Origin of the sequence: Mycetocola tolaasinivorans, assembly GCF_003667565.1 — a bacterium.
Classification (GTDB): Bacteria; Actinomycetota; Actinomycetes; order Actinomycetales; family Microbacteriaceae; genus Mycetocola; species Mycetocola tolaasinivorans.
This window is the reverse complement of the sequence record NZ_RCUX01000011.1, coordinates 14,463-32,560: the sequence shown is the minus strand read 5'-3', so window position 1 is coordinate 32,560 and position 18,098 is coordinate 14,463. Positions and strand designations below refer to the sequence as shown.

Annotated in this window: 17 protein-coding genes; 5 read left to right on the top strand and 12 right to left on the bottom strand. The window is 65.8% G+C overall.

Annotation, left to right across the window (positions count from 1 at the left end):
* Positions 1–20: 20 nt before the first annotated feature.
* From tal to pgl, 5 genes are read left to right on the top strand one after another with little or no spacing between them, the layout of a single operon-like run.
* Positions 21–1,130 (top strand): transaldolase, encoded by a 1,110-nt coding sequence (tal, locus tag D9V32_RS13090; protein WP_121649369.1) that lies wholly within the window; start codon positions 21–23, stop codon positions 1,128–1,130.
* Positions 1,127–2,722, top strand: a complete 1,596-nt coding sequence (locus D9V32_RS13085) for a glucose-6-phosphate isomerase (protein WP_121649368.1) — start codon at positions 1,127–1,129, stop codon at positions 2,720–2,722. The genes tal and D9V32_RS13085 overlap by 4 nt, the downstream gene beginning before the upstream one ends.
* 30 nt (positions 2,723–2,752) lie before the next feature.
* On the top strand, positions 2,753–4,297 hold the full coding sequence (gene zwf, locus D9V32_RS13080) for a glucose-6-phosphate dehydrogenase (protein WP_121649367.1): 1,545 nt from the start codon (positions 2,753–2,755) through the stop codon (positions 4,295–4,297).
* Positions 4,294–5,241, top strand: coding sequence for a glucose-6-phosphate dehydrogenase assembly protein OpcA (locus tag D9V32_RS13075; protein ID WP_121649366.1), 948 nt, complete (start codon positions 4,294–4,296; stop codon positions 5,239–5,241). The genes zwf and D9V32_RS13075 overlap by 4 nt, the downstream gene beginning before the upstream one ends.
* 15 nt (positions 5,242–5,256) lie before the next feature.
* Positions 5,257–6,027, top strand: a complete 771-nt coding sequence (gene pgl, locus D9V32_RS13070) for a 6-phosphogluconolactonase (RefSeq protein WP_121649365.1) — start codon at positions 5,257–5,259, stop codon at positions 6,025–6,027.
* Positions 6,028–6,096: 69 nt separating this feature from the next.
* On the opposite strand, the gene D9V32_RS13065 is transcribed toward pgl, so the two are convergent.
* The 12 genes from D9V32_RS13065 to whiA form a co-directional block, all read right to left on the bottom strand.
* A complete protein-coding gene (locus tag D9V32_RS13065; RefSeq protein ID WP_121649364.1) occupies positions 6,097–7,200 on the bottom strand; it encodes a type I restriction endonuclease in 1,104 nt (367 codons plus the stop codon).
* A gap of 146 nt (positions 7,201–7,346) precedes the next feature.
* The gene (locus D9V32_RS13060; protein ID WP_183086317.1) at positions 7,347–9,350 is read right to left on the bottom strand and encodes an ABC transporter ATP-binding protein/permease; all 2,004 of its coding nucleotides are present in this window, start codon (positions 9,348–9,350) and stop codon (positions 7,347–7,349) included.
* Positions 9,347–10,624 (bottom strand): hypothetical protein, encoded by a 1,278-nt coding sequence (locus tag D9V32_RS13055; RefSeq protein ID WP_121649362.1) that lies wholly within the window; start codon positions 10,622–10,624, stop codon positions 9,347–9,349. Before D9V32_RS13055 ends, D9V32_RS13060 begins: the two co-directional genes overlap by 4 nt.
* On the bottom strand, positions 10,624–11,250 hold the full coding sequence (locus tag D9V32_RS13050) for a hypothetical protein (protein ID WP_121649361.1): 627 nt from the start codon (positions 11,248–11,250) through the stop codon (positions 10,624–10,626). Before D9V32_RS13050 ends, D9V32_RS13055 begins: the two co-directional genes overlap by 1 nt.
* A gap of 29 nt (positions 11,251–11,279) precedes the next feature.
* Positions 11,280–12,074 (bottom strand): hypothetical protein, encoded by a 795-nt coding sequence (locus D9V32_RS13045; protein ID WP_147440484.1) that lies wholly within the window; start codon positions 12,072–12,074, stop codon positions 11,280–11,282.
* A gap of 263 nt (positions 12,075–12,337) precedes the next feature.
* Positions 12,338–12,706: an RNA polymerase-binding protein RbpA gene (locus tag D9V32_RS13040; protein WP_121649359.1), complete on the bottom strand. Its 369-nt coding sequence runs from the start codon at positions 12,704–12,706 to the stop codon at positions 12,338–12,340.
* A 47-nt stretch (positions 12,707–12,753) separates the two neighbouring features.
* Positions 12,754–13,005, bottom strand: a complete 252-nt coding sequence (gene secG / locus D9V32_RS13035) for a preprotein translocase subunit SecG (protein WP_121649358.1) — start codon at positions 13,003–13,005, stop codon at positions 12,754–12,756.
* 187 nt (positions 13,006–13,192) lie between these two features.
* Positions 13,193–13,981: a triose-phosphate isomerase gene (gene tpiA / locus D9V32_RS13030; protein ID WP_121649357.1), complete on the bottom strand. Its 789-nt coding sequence runs from the start codon at positions 13,979–13,981 to the stop codon at positions 13,193–13,195.
* Entirely contained in the window at positions 13,975–15,186 is a 1,212-nt protein-coding gene (locus D9V32_RS13025; protein ID WP_121649356.1) for a phosphoglycerate kinase, read from the bottom strand. The genes tpiA and D9V32_RS13025 overlap by 7 nt, the downstream gene beginning before the upstream one ends.
* Positions 15,187–15,218: 32 nt before the next feature.
* Positions 15,219–16,226, bottom strand: a complete 1,008-nt coding sequence (gene gap / locus D9V32_RS13020) for a type I glyceraldehyde-3-phosphate dehydrogenase (RefSeq protein WP_121649355.1) — start codon at positions 16,224–16,226, stop codon at positions 15,219–15,221.
* Positions 16,227–16,336: 110 nt separating this feature from the next.
* The gene (locus D9V32_RS13015) at positions 16,337–16,963 is read right to left on the bottom strand and encodes a superoxide dismutase (protein WP_121649354.1); all 627 of its coding nucleotides are present in this window, start codon (positions 16,961–16,963) and stop codon (positions 16,337–16,339) included.
* 123 nt (positions 16,964–17,086) lie between these two features.
* A complete protein-coding gene (gene whiA / locus D9V32_RS13010) occupies positions 17,087–18,064 on the bottom strand; it encodes a DNA-binding protein WhiA (RefSeq protein ID WP_121649353.1) in 978 nt (325 codons plus the stop codon).
* Between the last annotated feature and the right edge of the window lie 34 nt (positions 18,065–18,098).

The following is an 18,098-nucleotide window of genomic DNA, read 5'->3' as shown; positions in this document are numbered from 1 at the left end:
ACAGGAAAGAAGAAGATTCAATGACTAACGAACGTACCGCAGCGCTGTCCAACGCCGGCGTCAGCATCTGGCTCGACGACCTGTCCCGTGGACGCATCCAGTCCGGCAGCCTCCAGGCCCTGATCGCCGAGAAGAACGTCGTCGGCGTGACCACCAACCCGACCATCTTCGCCGGTGCACTCAGCAACGGTGAGAGCTACGCCGAGCAGGTAGCCGAACTCAAGGCCGCCGGTGTTGACGCATCGAAGGCAGTCTTCGAGATCACCACCGACGACGTTGCCGCCGCAAGCGACATCTTCGCCGACATCTACGCCTCCTCCAAGGGCTTCGATGGCCGCGTCTCGATCGAGGTCGAGCCGGGCTTCGCTCACGACGCCGCCGCGACCATCGCGCAGGCTAAGGAGCTGTGGGCCAAGGTCAACCGCCCCAACGCCATGATCAAGATCCCCGCAACCGTTGAGGGCCTCGAGGCCATCACCGCCGTGATCGCCGAGGGCATCAGCGTCAACGTGACCCTGATCTTCTCGCTCGAGCGCTACCGCGCCGTGGTCAACGCCTACCTCGCCGGTCTCGAGCAGGCCAAGGCCAAGGGCATCGACATCTCGGGCATCCACTCGGTTGCCTCGTTCTTCGTCTCGCGCGTGGACAGCGAGATCAACGCTCGCCTCGACGCCGTGGGCACCCCCGAGGCCGTGGCCCTGAAGTCGAAGGCTGGCGTTGCCAACGCTCAGCTGGCCTATGAGGCCTTCGAGCAGGAGTTCGCCTCCGAGCGCGCAGCCGGCCTGCTGGCCGCCGGTGCCAACAAGCAGCGTCCGCTGTGGGCCTCGACCGGTGTCAAGGATGCCGCTCTGCCCGACACCCTGTACGTGACCGAGCTGGTTGCCGCCGGTGTTGTCAACACCATGCCGGAGAAGACCCTCGAGGCTACCGCCGACCACGGCGTCATCACCGGTGACACCGTGACCGTGGCCTACGCCGCCGCTCACGAGATCATGGATGCCGTGGCCGCCTCGGGCGTCTCCTACGACGACGCGACCGCTCAGCTCGAGAAGGAGGGCGTTGAGAAGTTCATCGTCTCCTGGAACGAACTGCTGGACACCGTGAACGCCGCTCTGGAGGCCTCGAAGTGAGCTTCGAAATCCACCTCTCCGGAGACGTCAAGGAGGCCGTAGCCGCGGCCGTCCCCACCCTGGTTGCCGACCTGGTCGCCTCGGGTATCACCGCGCAGAACCCCACCCTGTGGGGCGCAGACGCCGAGGCCGAGTCCTCGATCCGTCTGGGCTGGACCGAGGCCGTTGCGATCTCGCGTCCGCTGGTGGCTCCCATCCTTGAGCTGCGCGACGCTCTGCGCGCAGCCGGTGTGAACCACATCGTGCTGGGCGGCATGGGCGGCTCCTCGCTGGCCCCCGAGGTTATCACCAACACCCTCGGTGCCCCGCTGACCATCCTGGACTCGACCGCCCCCGGTCAGATCCTGGCCGCACTGGGCGACCGCCTGGAGACCAGCGCCCTCGTGGTGTCCTCCAAGTCGGGTTCGACCGTGGAGACCGACAGCCAGCGTCGCGCCTACGAGGCTGCGTTCACCGCGGCGGGTATCAACCCGACCGAGCGCATCATCGTGGTCACCGACCCGGGTTCCCCGCTGGACAAGTCCGCACGTGAGGCCGGTTACACCGTCTTCAACGCGGACCCCAACGTGGGTGGCCGCTACTCGGCCCTCACCGCCTTCGGCCTGGTCCCCTCGGGACTCGCCGGTGCGGACATCGAGGAGCTGCTGAACGAGGCCGAGGCCATCTCGGTTGAGCTCGCGGTAGACAACGAGACCAACCCGGGCCTCGTGCTCGGTGCGGCCATCGCCCACCGCAGCAAGCTCGGTATCGTCACCGACGGCAGCCACATCGTCGGCTTCGGCGACTGGGTTGAGCAGCTGATCGCCGAGTCCACCGGCAAGCTCGGCACCGGCGTTCTGCCGGTTGTTCTCGAGCCGCTCTCGACCGAGGTGACCGCGGGCTACGCGGACACCCAGATCGTGCGCCTGGTAGACAACGCCCACACCCACTTCGACAACCACGCACGCGAGGGTGAAATCCTCGTCAGCGGCAGCCTGGGTGCCCAGCTGCTGGTGTGGGAGTACGCGGTTGTGGTGGCCGGTCGTCTGCTCGGGATCAACCCGTTCGACCAGCCCGACGTGGAGTCCGCCAAGATCGCTACCCGCGGTCTGCTGGACTCCCGCCCCGAGCCCACCGAGCCGGCGTTCGTTGACGCCGGTATCGAGGTGCGCGGCCCGGCCGAGGTTATCGGCTCCGCCACCACCGTCCGCGAGGTTCTGGCTGCCCTGATCGGCACCCTCCCCGAGGATGGCTACTTCTCCGTGCAGGCCTACGTAGACCGTGTCGCAAACCCGCAGCTGCAGGGTATTCGCGACCAGTTCGCCGCGGTAACCGGTCGTCCGGTCACCTTCGGTTGGGGCCCGCGCTTCCTGCACTCGACCGGTCAGTTCCACAAGGGCGGACCGGCCGTGGGCGTATTCCTGCAGATCACCGAGACCGCCCCGGCGGACCTCGAGATCCCGGAGCGTCCGTTTACCTTCGGTGAGCTGATTGGCGCTCAGGCACAGGGTGACGCAAGCGTACTGGCCGACCACGGTCGCCCGGTTGTTACCCTCACCCTGACCGACCCGGCCAGCACCATCGAAACCCTGTTCGCCGCCATCGCGCGCTAACAACCCCCCGCAAAACCTTCTAGGAGTCCCATGTCCCCCGTGGATATTACGCCGGAGTTTAATCCGCTCCGGCTGAGCTCGGACCGGCGATTGAACCGAATCGCCGGCCCGAGCGGACTGGTCATCTTTGGTGTTACCGGTGACCTGTCACGTAAGAAACTCATGCCGGCCGTTTACGACCTGGCGAACCGGGGGCTCTTGCCCCCGGGCTTCTCCCTGGTCGGGTTCGCCCGCCGTGATTGGGAAGACCAGGACTTCATGCAGGTAGTGCACGACTCGGTCCGGGAGCACTCCCGGACCGAGTTCCGGGAAGAGGTGTGGGCCCAGCTTGCGCAGGGTATCCGCTTCGTTCCCGGAGAGTTCGACGACAACGAGGCGTTTGACCGCCTGAAGCAGACCGTGGAGACCCTGGACCGCGAGCGCGGCACCATGGGCAACCACGCGTTCTACCTGTCGATCCCGCCGAAGGCCTTCCCGATCGTGACCGAGCAGCTGCGCCGCTCGGGCCTCGCCGACCACAAGGAAGATTCCTGGCGTCGCGTGGTCATCGAGAAGCCGTTCGGTTCGGACCTGAAGACCGCCCGCGAGCTCAACGCCGTGGTCGAATCCGTCTTCCCCGCCGACTCGGTCTTCCGTATCGACCACTACCTCGGTAAGGAAACCGTTCAGAACATCCTGGCTCTGCGCTTCGCAAACCAGATGTTCGAGCCGCTGTGGAACGCCAACCACGTAGACCACGTACAGATCACCATGGCCGAGGACATCGGCGTGGGTGGTCGTGCCGGATACTACGACGGTATCGGTGCCGCCCGCGACGTCATCCAGAACCACCTCCTGCAGCTGCTGGCCCTGACCGCGATGGAGGAGCCCAACTCCTTCGACGCCTCGGACCTGCGTGCCGAGAAGGAAAAGGTTCTGGCCGCCGTGCGTCTGCCCGAGGACCTCTCCACCGCTACCGCCCGCGGCCAGTACGCCGGCGGATGGCAGGGTGGCGAGCAGGTTCCCGGCTTCCTCGATGAGGACGGCATGAACCCCGAGTCGATCACCGAGACCTACGCAGCAATGCGCCTCGACATCAACACCCGTCGCTGGGCCGGCGTGCCGTTCTACCTGCGTGCGGGTAAGCGTCTTGGCCGTCGTGTGACCGAGATCGCCGTTGTGTTCAAGCGTGCACCGCAGTACCTGTTCGAGGAGAGCCAGACCGCTGAGCTCGGCCAGAACGCACTCGTGATCCGCGTCCAGCCGGACGAGGGCGTCACGATTCGTTTCGGTTCGAAGGTTCCCGGCGCCAGCACTCAGGTGCGCGATGTGACCATGGACTTCGGTTATGGCCACGCGTTCACCGAGGCGAGCCCCGAGGCCTATGAGCGCCTGATTCTCGACGTTCTCCTGGGCGACCCGCCCCTGTTCCCGCGCCACGAGGAGGTTGAGCTCTCCTGGAAGATCCTCGACCCGATCGAGGAGTTCTGGGCCGCACAGGGTGGCCCGCTTGATCAGTATCAGCCCGGATCCTGGGGACCGGCTTCGGCCGATGAACTCCTGCAGCGTGACGGCCGGAATTGGAGACGCCCATGATCGTCGAACTGCCCGATACCACCGTCAGTGCGGTGGCCAAGCGCCTGGTAACCCTGCGCGAAGACGGCGGTGCCGTTGCCCTCGGCCGCGTGCTGACCCTCGTGATCAGCTCCGAGCACGGTCAGGAAGAGGACGCCATTCAGGCCGCAAACGAGGCTTCTCGTGAGCACCCGATGCGCGTGATCGTGGTTTCCAACGAGGCCACCACCGGTACCGTTGATCGCCTGGACGCGGAGATCCGCGTCGGTGGCGACGCCGGTGCGAGCGAGGTCATCATCCTCAGCGTCTACGGTGCGGTCGCGACCAGCGAGGAATCGCTGATCACCGGCCTGCTGCTGCCGGATGCTCCGGTTGTGGCTTGGTGGCCCGGCAAGGCTCCGGCCGACGTAGCGCACACCGCGCTGGGTCGCATGGCGCAGCGCCGAATCACCGACGCCTCGATCGGTGAGGACGTGCTGGCCGAACTCAACGTTCGTGCCACCACCTACACCGCCGGTGACACCGACTTCGCGTGGACCCGTCTGACCCTGTGGCGTGCACAGCTCGCCGCGGCGCTGGACCAGCCGCCGTACGAGCCGGTCACCAAGGTCATCGTGTCCGGTGCTTCGGACTCCCCCTCGACCATCCTGCTCGCCGCGTGGCTGCGTAGCGCGCTGCAGGCCCCGGTCGAGCAGGTGGAGACCGAGCGCGGCCCGAACGACACCGGAATCCACTCGGTGACCCTGGTCCGCGAGAGCGGCGAGGTGTCCATCGTTCGTCCGTTCACCAGCACTTCGGCTACGCTGAAGCTGCCGGGTCAGCCCGAGCACGAGATTGCGCTGCCCCGCCGCAGCCTACGCGACTGCCTTGCTGAGGAACTGCGCCGACTTGACCCGGACGCACTGTACGGCGATGTAATCACCACCGGACTGGCCGAGCTGCTGGCCGAGTCCACCACGAAGTAAAGTAAGGGATCAACGATGACCAACGAACGCCGCGTCCTCATTCATAAGGACAGCGAAGCGCTGACGGCCTCCCTGGCCGCACGCTTCCTCACCAAGACCCTCGACCTGCTCGACGAATACGATCGTGTAAACGTTGTGCTGGAGGGTGGCCGTGTGGGGATCGCGGTGCTCGAATCCATCAATGCTTCCGCCGCGCGCGACAGCGTTGACTGGTCTCGTGTTCACTTCTGGTGGAGCGACGAGCGCTTTGTGCCCGCCGGCCACGAGGACCGCAACGACGTGAAGGCGTATTCGGCTCTGCTGGATCACCTGACCATCCCGGCCGAGAACATTCACCCGATGCCCGCATCGGATGCCGGTCTCGACCTGGATGCCGCCGCCGTGGCCTATGCCGAGGAGCTGGCTCGTTTCGCCGATGGCGACTCGAACCTGCCCCGCTTCGACATCACCTTCCTGGGTGTCGGGCCGGACGGCCACACCGCGTCGCTGTTCCCCGGTTTCACCGAGGTACTGGACAAGGACCACACGGTTCTGCCGGTACGTAACTCGCCGAAGCCGCCGAGCGAGCGTCTCACCCTGACTCGCACCGCGATCAACACCTCCCGCCGCGTGTGGGTGGAGCTGGCCGGCGCGGAGAAGGCGTCGCCGCTGGGCCTCGCACTCGCCGGTGCATCCTACGCGGATGTCCCGATCGCGGGTGTGAAGGGCCGTCGCCGCACGGTATTCTTCGTGGACGAGGCTGCGGCCTCGGAGGTTCCCGAGGATCTGATCGCACAGTCCTACTAGGTCTCCCCTACGCACCGCGGCCCCCGTTCTTTCGAGAACGGGGGCCGCGGTGTTTTTACGTGCGGGTACTTAGACCTCGTGATAGCGGCGAGCTGTCTCGCGGAGCGCATCGGCGTGCGCATAGATTTCGGTGAGGTTTTCGATGGGAATTCGGGTCTCGTTCTTTTCCGCGTCCACCAAACCGAGGTACTTCTGGGCGCGATTGAAGTGGAGCCTTGCGATGGGCTTACGGTTGTTGTCGTCGAAGAGAATCGCGAAGTAGGATTTTGCGTCGCGATAGACCACGCGGTCAACATCAACGTCCGAGCAGACGATTGCTCGAATAATGTGGAATCCCTCAAGTTCTTCGAGGGTGGTGTTGATACCGTCATCGTCATCGGGTTCCGGCCGGGCCTCACTGCTGACCGGTTTTACTTCGGGTTCCTCCTCCTCGACCCGGGTAATCGTCAGCGGACGGGCGCTTCCCAGCGCCGACTTCAGGCGGTCGTTTACCTGGTCGTTGAGGTACTGCCCGGCGGCCTTGGTCACGAGCCCGCGGAACTGTTCGCGCACCTTCTGCGTGATGACACCCTCGTACACGCGGGTGGTGAGGAACCGCACCCACTCGTCATCGGGCTCGCGGAACTGGCGGCCGATAACGCGCTTGATTTGCCCGATGTACTTGAGCTCACCCGCGGCGCTGATGATGGATTCGAGATCGAAGTCGGTCTTGGTGAGCTTTTGCAGCTCCCCGACGATGCTCTCATCGATGTCCAGAAGGTCAAGCACGAGGAACGGCTTCTCGTCCATGCGGTTGGGCGCATCGATATCGGAGTAGAAGTTGTACACGATGCCGTTTGTGAGCACGGCGATACGAGCGCTCGTGACCGCAAAGTATCGGTAGAGCTGCGACGCATTTTCGAGGTTGAGCGGAGCACCCGCCTTCTTACACTCAATGAGCATCTGGATCTCGCCATCCTGCATGATCGCGTAGTCGATCTTTTCGCCCTTTTTGATCCCGACGTCCGCGGTGAACTCGGGAATCACCTCGATCGGGTTGAAGACGTCGTAGCCGAGGACGGTTGCGATGAAGGGCATGATGAAGGCGTTTTTGGTCGCCTCCTCGGTGGCAATCTGCTGGTGCTGATCGCGCACCTTTTCGGCGAGGGCGGCGAGGCGGGGTAAGAGTTCCATAACATCCAATTCGAGTTGTCGGGTCCGATGTTGGTCATGCTATCGGGGAAGGCTTCGGGTTCGTGACCCTCGTTCGTGGGCTCGCGCGGGCACGAGAACTACTCGCGGGTGGCGTCGGCGGGATCGGCGCGGGCTGGTGTGAACGGCTACTCGCGGATAGCCTGGGCCGGGTCGGCTCGGGCGGCCACGAGGGCCGGGTATGCGGCGGCGGCGATGCCGGTGAGGGTGCCGACGAGGACGCCCACGCCGATGATGGCGGGGTCGAGGATGGGGGTCCACTGCTGGACGCCGCTGGCAACCAGCACCATTGCGATGCCCGCGGCGCTGCCGGCAAGTCCTCCGGCCGCGCCGATGGTGGCACCCTCCAGGGTGAACATGCGCCAGATCATAGCCCTGCTTGCCCCCACCGCGCGGCGCAGCGCGATCTCCGCGGCGCGGGCGCGCACGGTGAGGTACATCGAGGTGGCGGCGCTCAGGCAGGCGAGCACGAGCAGAACGATCGAGATGATGCCCACGAGGGTGCCGAGGTCGGCGTTCACACCGCGCTGCAACGCCCGAAGGTCGGCAACCGTCTGCACGGTGACGACCCCGGGATTCCCCGGCGCAACGATCGGCGGAATGGCCGCGGCGAGGGCCGCGGGGTATCCGGGCTGCGTGCGCACCACGAGCTCGGCCTGTTCGCCCCGCACCCGATCGGCGAGGGCGGGTGAGAGCACCACGCTGGAATCCAGCAGGGATTCACGGCCCGCCGAGGTGATGATCCCGATCACCTCCACCGGGGTGCCCGCCACGAAGATTCGCATGCCCGGTGCGGCCTCGGCGATGCCCAGTTCTCGGGCTGCTGCGGCACCAACCAGGGCGACGTCACCGGACCAGGTGGCCTCCAGGACCGCCGGGGCCGATGCTGGCCGAGTCGTGGCCGTGACGAGCCGCAGGTACTCCGCTGAGGCATACATGGTGCGTCCGGTGAATCCTGGCTGCTCGGCCACGGTGCCCGGCGGGAGGAGGGATACCCGGGCGTTTACGGCGCTCACCTGCGCCCGGTAGCCCACTCCCACCACACCCTCCAGTTCGCGAATCCTCGTGCTGCTGGCGGGGTCGGTCACGATCCCGCCACCGAGCGAGGAGACCACGACCTCGTCGAGACCCGCGCTGGTGAGGCGCTGGGAAACCTGGGCGGCGGCGCTCTGGCTCAGCCCGATCGAGCCCACGAGCCCGCCCGCTCCCAGCAGGAATGCAAAGAGCAGCATCATCGTGCGGCCGGGGCGGCCCGCGTGGGTGGAAATCGCCTCCAGGATCTCGTCACCAAACCGCGCGATCCCGGAGCGGGTCCGGCCCCGGGCGGGCCGCCTATCAGGCGGTGTGGTGCGGTGGGCTGGTCTGGCCTGCAGTGCTGCGTGGTGCGGCGGCTCCTGTTGCGGGGCCGCGGCTACACCCGCCTCCTCACGGATGCGCCCGTCGGTGAGCACCAGGCGACGCGTGGCCGAGGCCGCGACCACCGGGTCGTGGGTGATCACCAGGATGGTCACGCCCTCGGCGTTCAGGGTGTGCAGGTGCTCGATGATGCGCGCCGAGTTTTCCGAGTCGAGTGCGCCCGTGGGCTCATCGGCGAGCAGGAGCCGCGGTCCGGTGGCGATGGCGCGCGCAATGGCCACGCGCTGACGCTCACCCCCGGAGAGGTTCTTCCCAAGCGCCTGCGCCCGCGCGAGGATGCCAAGGCGCTCCAGTGCCCCTCGAACGGCGGCCCTCCGTTCGGGGAGGGCGACTCCCTGAATGCGCAGCCCCAGCGCCGCGTTTTCGGCGGCGCTCTCGCCGGGGAGGATGTGGGATGCCTGAAACACGAACCCGAGGGTGTGTGCGCGAAGGGTGTCTCGCTGGCGCTGGCTCAGCGATGACACCGAGGATCCGGCGATCCGGTACTCCCCCTCGCTCGCGGTGTCGAGGAGTCCCAGCACGTTGAGGAGCGTCGACTTCCCCGAGCCGGAGGGCCCAATGATGGCCACAAACTCACCCGGGAAGACGTCGAAGGTGATGTCGCGCAGCGCGTGGGTGGTGCCTGTTCCGCTGCCGAAGTGTCGACCGATTCCGCGCAGACTCAGCAGGGGTTCCGTGTCTACACCGTTCTGCGTGCCGTTCGCGGGGTCGCTCACGGCCCCACCTCGAGCGCGGTGCCCACGGGCAGGTCTTCGCGGGGCTCGATCGCGGCCCACCCCTCGGCCTGGGCCGTCACGGTGAGGTCGACCCGACGCGCATCCGTCGCGGCAGTGGGCGTAGGGCCCTCCCCTTCCGGCCGGGCGAGGCGCACGTAGCTGCCACGCTCGTCCTGCCGAATGGCGATCACCGGAATGGCCGCGCCCTCGGTGCCGATGTCGCCGGAGAGGATCTGGATCATCGCGGCCGCGGTCAGTACCCCCTCCGGATCATCGGGCATGCGCACGGTGACGTCTCGGCCCATCCCGCCGGTTGATTCATCGGTTCCCACCTCGCCCAGGGCGACAACCTCGCTGGCGAGCGGCACGCCACCACCCGCGGTGACCTGCACCGCCGTACCCACCGCGAGGCGGTCGCCCTGCACGACGCTGGCGCGGCCCACGATGGTGGCGGGGCTGTCCCCCAGGCTCAGCAGGGGTGTGCCGCCGGAGAGGCCCGTCCCGACCGGGGCGATGGTGATGATCGGCAGGCCGCCCGCGGGCAGAGCGATGAACTCCGCGCGGGCGAGCCCGGGGCCACGATCACCGATGGTCGAGAGCGCGTAGCCGGCTGCCCGATACAGCGTGGTGAACACCGCGAGATCCGCCGCGGTCAGGGTGCCCGTCACGCGGATATGGCCGTGTCCGGCATCCACGAGTACTCGCTGCAGTGCGCGCACATCATTGCCGCGATCTCCCACCACGAGGTCGCGGTAGAGCGGAACGGATGCCGGGATGGTGACGACCGGGCGTCCGGATATCTCGGCGATGAGCCGGATGAAACCCAGGGTCTCCCCCGCTTCGACGCGCACATCGCTGAGCACCGTCTCGTCGGCGGGTGTTCCGGCCGCGGCCTCGCTCGGTTTCTGGGCGGGCTTCTGACCGGCGGGCGCGGCGCCCGCGGCTTCGGGAGGAACGTCGGCCGCTGGTTCGGGCGGCGTGGCTTCGGCCGGACGCGCCGCCCCACCGTAGTACACGGCGACGGTGGTCCCGGCACGCACGCTGGCCGCAATGCGAATCCCGGTGGACACCACCCGCGTCTCAACCCGGGCGGTCACCGGCACCGCATCCGGTGCCGCCCGCAGGGCCTGATCGGTGGGTGAGGTGAGCGCCTGACCGGCAAGAAACGATCCCGCAAGCAGTACGGCGATGACAACGAGGAACACGATGATCCGCGCCGGATGCGTGATGCGTCGCAGCCGCACCTCGGCCTGTCCGCCGGCTTCTGCCGCCACTATCCGGCCGCGATTCGCTGGTCGAGATCTCGCTCCAGCGCATCGCGTCTTTCGACGACCGCCTCCAGGTCGCTCAGGTTTTCGGCGATGAGGGCACCCTGGTACCCGCCGAGAAGTGTGTACAGCGTGGTGATGGCAATCGCGCGGTTTTTCACGTCCTTATCCACACGCAGCCCGTACAGAAAATCAAATACCTCGGTGAAATCACCGGTGGCCGTTTCGCTGCATGCCTTGCTTGCAGCTTCCTCACCCGCACTCGACGATATCGGTACGTTTGGTACCGGATCACGGGCGTCGGGATCCAAACCGTACTGTGCAACGGAATCGAGCTTCCACCGCAGGAACTCGCTGCGCTCCTGCGGCCCAATCTCGGCCCACTCCACACGCAGCGCCAACGCGGGGAACCCCCTCTCCACGACGCAGCGATCCACGTTCAGGGCGAGCGCGTGGCGATATTTTGCGACGAAGGCGTTCGCGTCGCCGTCATAGCGGTCCAGGGGTTGCTCCACGGTTCCCGCGTCCAGATCGATGCTCGCCGTCGCGGTGGTAACCGGCGATATCCCGACCTGCCCGACACACCCCGACAGCGGCCCGACCGCGAGAAGGGCACCGATAGTGGCGGGCAATACACGCCTCAGGGACCCTCCGCGCCCGTTCACTCGGGCACCTCCGCGCCGCTGATGATCGCGTCGAAGCGCGCGCTAATCTCGGCGAGCTTCTTCTGATGCTCACTGAGCGCGCCCGCAGACCGCTCAATCATCGCGGTCTGGTACCGCGCCATCAGGTCAAAGAGCGTCTGCACCGCCCCCGTCGATACCGAACACTCCGCGAACGCCGTGGCGGTGCGAATCTGCATGTCGGGAGCTTCCTCGTAATACTGGACGGATGCGCTGATTCGATCGGGATCCATCACGATGCCCTTGCTTTCGGCACACAGCGCGCGATCCTCGTAGGCCTGCTTGCCCGCAGCCGACTGCACGGTCAGCCCATAGGCAGCGGTGGAGATTTGCCGATCAATATTCGCCGCATCCGTATAGCTGAACTCAGACCGGAGCGAATTCCTCATGTCGTCGAGACACGATCCAAACGCCTCGTCGTAGCCGGCCCCGCGTGGCACGGCATCCTCGGCGGTGCGTTCAGGCTCCCCCGCGAACCCGAATGCCGCCGCCTTCGATACGCTCCACGCGCCGAACGTGCGGCCCTCCTCCGAGACCTTTGACTCGATGGTGACGGGACCGGGGAACCCGCGCTCCACCAGACAGCGCTGCACCAGCGTCTCCATTGCCGCGGTCATTCGACTCGTAAACTCGGGGGCGTCCGCCGAAAACTGATCCAGCGGCAGCTGCACGGCCCCGGTGTCAAAATCGAGCTGCGCAACCACGGACTCGCGGCCCTCAATGCTCACACCCTCAAGGTCGCCGCCCCGAGACTCGATTTCGACCTGTGCCATACAGCCGGAGAACAGCAGGGAACACACCCCGATAAGCACTCCGGCCCCCATCGCTCGTCCCGCGCGGGTAGTCGTACGCCCATTACTCATGTGTCCCCCGAAGCCATCACAACGCTGTCCGACCGTTACCGGCGGGTTCGCGGGCAACCCTCGAATCGTGCCCGCTCTGGCTGGGGATTTGCACGATGCCCAGAAGAACGGCACGCGCGGTCGGCGGAAACGCAAAGTGCCCCGGGAAAACCCCGGGGCACCTCAGGTGAAAACTACTTGCGCGGCGAAGCCGTACCGCGACGCTCGCGCAGGGCGGTCAGGGCATCCTCGAGGAGGGAGGCTGCCTCCTCCTCGGTGCGACGCTCCTTCACGTACGCGAGGTGCGTCTTATAGGGCTCCAGCTTGGCCAGCGCCGGCGGGTTCTCCTTGTCCCGACCGGCGGGCAGGCCGCTGGTGGGGCTGTCGATGGTCTCGGGGATCTCCTCGTCGGGCAGGTTTGCCGCGAAGTACCGAACGGTCTTGTTGCCCAGGGCATCCCAGTAGGAGACCGCCACGCGATCCGCGTGGAAGCCGTGATCCTGCTCGCCCATGGGGCCCGCACCGACGCGAGAACCCCGAATTGCACTACCTCCGGTAGCCATGTTTACTCCTTATACCGCTCAGTCTGAGAAATGCAGAGTGCGGAACGTTAGATAACCGACTGGAACTTCGTGATCAGGCCCAGAGCCACGATCGCGACGAACCACACCAGACCGAGGATCACGGTGATCCGGTTCAGGTTGCGCTCGGCCACACCGGATGCACCGAGGTTCGACGAAACGCCACCACCGAACATGTCGGAGAGACCGCCTCCGCGACCCTTGTGCAGCAGGATAAGGAAGGTGAGCAGGAGGCTGGTAATGCCCAGCAGCACCTGCAGAACGATCTGAAGAATCTCCACGAAGGACCTTTCATGTGCCGAACGCGCATCCACGCGATCCGGTCAAGTATAACGTGGCCACAAACCCTGTCTGCGGCCGTACTGATTCAGCTTATCGCGTCCGATACCCTTTCGGGACCAGGCGACGCGTATCAAACACAAATCGGTCCCGGCATTTCTGCCGGGACCGACGAAATTGTGCGGTTCGCTAGCTTCCGACGTGCTGACGGAAGCGAACGATCCCGGCGAACTCGTCCACGTCGAGGCTTGCGCCACCGACGAGAGCGCCGTCCACGTTGGGCTCACGCATGAAACCGGCGATGTTTGCGGCCTTGACCGAACCACCGTAGAGGATGCGGGTGCGGTCGGCGATCGCGTCACCGAGACGAGCGCGGAGGCTCTCACGCAGGGCGGCACAGACCTGCTCTGCCTGCTCGGGCGTGGCGGCCTTGCCCGAGCCGATGGCCCAGACGGGCTCGTAAGCCACGACGATGTCGGAGTCGGCCGAAACCGAGGCCAGGGCCTCCTCCAGCTGAGCAACCGGCACGGCGCTCGGTCCGTGTTTCTCGAGGTCTTCGGCGGTCTCGCCGACGCAGATGACCGGAACCAGACCGTGCTTGAGTGCGGCGGCGGTCTTGGCTGCGACAACGTCATCGCCCTCGTTGTGCAGGGTGCGACGCTCCGAGTGACCGATGATCACGTACTGAGCGTCGAGCTTTGCGAGGAAAGCGGCCGAGATCTCGCCGGTGTAGGCGCCCGACTCCTGCGTCGAGACGTCCTGTGCACCGAAGGCGATCTTCAGCTTGTCGGCGGCGATCAGGGTCTGTACGCTGCGCAGATCGGTGAAGGGCGGGAAAACCGCAACCTCGGCGTCCGCCTCACTGTGCTTGGCATCATCCAAGGCCCAGGCGAGCTTCTGAACGAACGCGATGGCCTGGAGGTGATCCAGGTTCATCTTCCAGTTACCCGCGATGAGCGGGGTACGGGTGGCTACCATCCGAGGACCTCCAGTCCAGGCAGGCGCTTACCCTCGAGGAATTCGAGGCTCGCGCCACCGCCGGTTGAAATGTGACCAAACTGATCGTCTGCAAATCCGAGCGCGCGCACGGCGGCGGCGGAGTCGCCACCACCCACAACGCTCAGGCCGTCTACAGCGGTGAGGGCCTCGGCAACCGCGCGGGTTCCGCCGGAGAAGGCCTCAAACTCGAACACACCCATCGGGCCGTTCCAGAAGACGGTCTTGGAGCCGGCCACGGCCTGCGCGAACGCGGCGGCGGTGTCCGGGCCAATGTCCAGTCCGATGCCGGAGGCACCGAACGCGGTGTCCTCGATCGAGTCGACCGGGCGCACCTCGTGAGCGGCGTCGGCGGCAAACTTCTCCGCGACGATCACGTCGGTGGGCAGAACGATCTCCACACCGAGCTTTTCGGCCTCAGCGAGGTACCCCAGAACGGTGTCGATCTGGTCGGCCTCGAGGAGGCTCGAACCCACCTTGTAACCGCGAGCGGCCAGGAAGGTAAAGAGCATGCCGCCACCGATCAGGAGGCGGTCAACGCGCGGCAGCAGGTGACCGATCACGCCGAGCTTGTCCGACACCTTCGAGCCACCCAGCACGACCGCGTAGGGACGCTCGGGGGTTTCGGTCAGGCGGTCAAGCACGTCGAGCTCGGCCGCAATCAGCAGGCCGGCAGCGCTGGGGAGCAGGCCGGCGAGCTCGTAAACGCTCGCCTGCTTGCGGTGAACAACACCAAATCCGTCGGAGACAAAAGCGTCTCCGAACTGCGCCAGCGAGGCCGCGAAGGCGGCGCGCTCGGCGTCGTCCTTCGCGGTCTCACCGGCGTTGAAGCGCAGGTTTTCCAGCAGCGCAACGGATCCGTTCTCGAGGCCCGCGACGGCCTCGGCGGCGGAGGCACCGATGGTGTCCGACGCGAAGGCCACCTCGCGGCCCAGCAGCTCACTCAGACGAGCGGCCACCGGAGCGAGGCTGTAGCGGTCCTCCGGCTCGCCCTTGGGGCGGCCGAGGTGGGAAACAATCACAACCCGCGCACCACGCTCGATGAGCGTGTTGAGCGTGGGCAGGGACGCACGGATGCGGCCGTCATCGGTGATCTTGCCGTCCGACAGAGGGACGTTCAGATCACAGCGGACGATCACGCGCTTGCCGGCGAGATCTCCCAGGGAGTCCAGAGTACGAAGCGTCATGCTCGCGGGGTTCCTTTGCTGCTAGTTGGTGGTTAGAGCTTATCCGCGACGTAGACGGTGAGGTCTACGAGACGGTTGGAATAGCCCCACTCGTTGTCGTACCAGGACGACAGCTTGACCTGCTTGCCCTGGACGCGCAGCAGACCGGCGTCGAAGATCGAGGAGTGCGGGTCGGTCACGATGTCGCTCGAGACGATCTCGTCCTCGGTGTACTTCAGGATGCCCTTGAGCGGACCCGACTCAGCAGCGGCCTTGTAGGCAGCCTTGATCTCGTCGATCGTGAGCTCACGCGAGGTGGTCACGGTCAGGTCGGTGATCGAACCGGTGGGTACCGGAACGCGCAGAGCGAAGCCATCCAGCTTGCCCTTCAGCTCGGGCAGAACCAGGCCGATAGCCTTGGCGGCACCGGTCGAGGTCGGCACGATGTTGACGGCGGCGGCGCGGGCGCGACGCAGGTCGCTGTGCGGGCCATCCTGCAGGTTCTGGTCTGCGGTGTACGCGTGCACGGTGGTCATCAGACCGGTCTCGATGCCGAAGTTGTCGTTGAAGACCTTCGCCAGCGGGGCCAGGCAGTTGGTGGTGCAGGACGCGTTGGAGATGATGTGGTGGTTCTCCGGGTCGTACTCGTGCTCGTTAACACCCATGACGAAGGTCGCGGCGTCGCCCGAAGCGGGAGCCGAGATCAGTACCTTCTTGGCACCGGCGTCAATGTGCTTCTGAGCGAGCTCGGCCTTGGTGAAGAAACCGGTCGACTCGATCACGATGTCGACACCCAGCTCGCCCCAGGGGAGGTTTGCGGGGTCGCGCTCGGCGAAGGACTTGATGGCCTTGCCGTTCACAACGATCTCGTTCTCGTTGTAGGTAACCTCTGCATCGAGGCGACCGGTGATGGAGTCGTACTTCAGCAGGTGCGCGAGGGTCTTGTTGTCGGTCAGGTCGTTCACGGCGACGATCTCGATGTTGCTGCCCTTGGCGAGGGCGGCGCGGAAGTAGTTACGGCCAATACGGCCAAAGCCGTTGATACCGATCTTGACGGTCAAAGGATTTCTCCTGTCGCTGGAGCGCCGAAGCGCTGCTATTTTTCTGTGGTGAACAGTGCGCAAACGAAAAAGTCCCGGACAGCGAGTGCTATCCGGGACTTCTCTGTCCCTTAAGACAGTACCAGGAGTCCGTTTGCGTTCGAGCGTGCGTTTTCGAAGCGCTGCTGCACGTTTTCCCAGTCAACGATGGTCCAGAACGCCTTCACGTAGTCTGCACGAACGTTGCGGTAGTCGAGGTAGTAGGCGTGCTCCCAGACATCCAGCATCAGAACGGGAATGATGCCGGCGGGGAAGTTTGCCTGCTGGTCGAAGAACTGCTGAACGATCAGCTGCTGACCCACGGCGTCCCAGGCCAGAACGGCCCAGCCAGAACCCTGCACACCCAGCGCCGCGGCGGTGAAGTGAGCCTGGAACTTGTCGAACGAACCGAAGAAATCGTTGATGGCGCTTTCGAGCTCACCAACGGGCTTGTCCCCGCCGTCCTTGGACAGGTTGGTCCAGAAGATCGAGTGGTTGATGTGGCCACCGAGGTTGAACGCGAGGTCCTTCTGCAGCTTGTTGACGTTTGCGAGGTTGCCGGAGTCACGGGCCTCGGCGAGCTGCTCGAGGGCGGTGTTCGCGCCGGTGACGTATGCCTGGTGGTGCTTCGAGTGGTGCAGCTCCATGATTGCGCCGCTGATTGCGGGCTCCAGAGCGCCGTAGTCGTAGCCCAGGTCGGGAAGGGTGTAAATAGCCATAAACCTATCTCCTCTTTTGTGGGGTTCGCATTTGGGGGCGAACCACTGAGTCACATACTCAGCCTATCGGGGGCAACCGGAAGTTGCCCCCGATAATTTCTCGATATCGAGAAATTACTGAAATTACACCGCGTCGATGTCCGCGGGCAGGTTTGCCTCGGTACCGGGGATGCCCTTGTCCGTGGCGCGCTTGTCGGCCATCGCGAGCAGACGACGAATCCGGCCCGCGATCGCGTCCTTCGTCATCGGCGGCTCGGCGTGCTGACCCAGCTCGTCGAGGCTGGCCTCGCGGTGGGTCAGGCGCAGCTGACCGGCGTACTTGAGGTGGTCCGGGATTTCCTCACCGAGGATCTCGATGGCCCGCTCGACCCGCGCACAGGCGGCCACGGCGGCCTGCGCGGAGCGGCGCAGGTTGGCGTCATCGAAGTTCACCAGGCGGTTGGCGGTCGCCCGCACCTCGCGGCGCTGGCGCAGGGCCTCCCACTCGGCGACGGTTCCCGCGGCACCCATCGCGATCAGCATGGCACCGATGGCCTCACCGTCGCGGATCACGACGCGGTTGATGCCGCGCACCTCGCGCGCCTTGGCGGGGATGCCCAGGCGACCGGCAGCACCCACGAGCGCCATTGCAGACTCGCCGGTGGGGCAGGTGACCTCCAGGGCCGCGCTGCGACCCGGGTCGGTGAGGGTTCCGCGAGCCAGGAAGGCGCCGCGCCAGATCGCCGCGAGCTCCTCGCGGCCACCGGTGGTCAGTCGGTTCGGGAGGCCGCGAACCGGGCGACGACGCTGGTCCATCAGACCGGTCTGCCGGGCAAGGGTCTCGCCATCCAGCACTCGAATGAGGAAGAACTCGTTTCGGCGCGATCCCGAGGGGGCCATACGGCCGGCCTCGCTGCGGATGCCAAAGAGCTCCGCCAGGTCCTTCCGGACGCGGCGAACAAGTTCGGGGGTGTCAACCTCGGCCTCAATGGCCAGGCGCTGGTTAATCAGGTGAAGTCCGCCACTAAAGCGCAGGATGCTGGTGAGCTCCGCTGCGCGCACGGTTGTCTTGGGTGAGACAACCGAGGTGAGTTCTTTCTTGACCTCGTCGGTCAATGCCACGCGTGTTCCAATCGTTGAATCTCTGAAAGGGTAA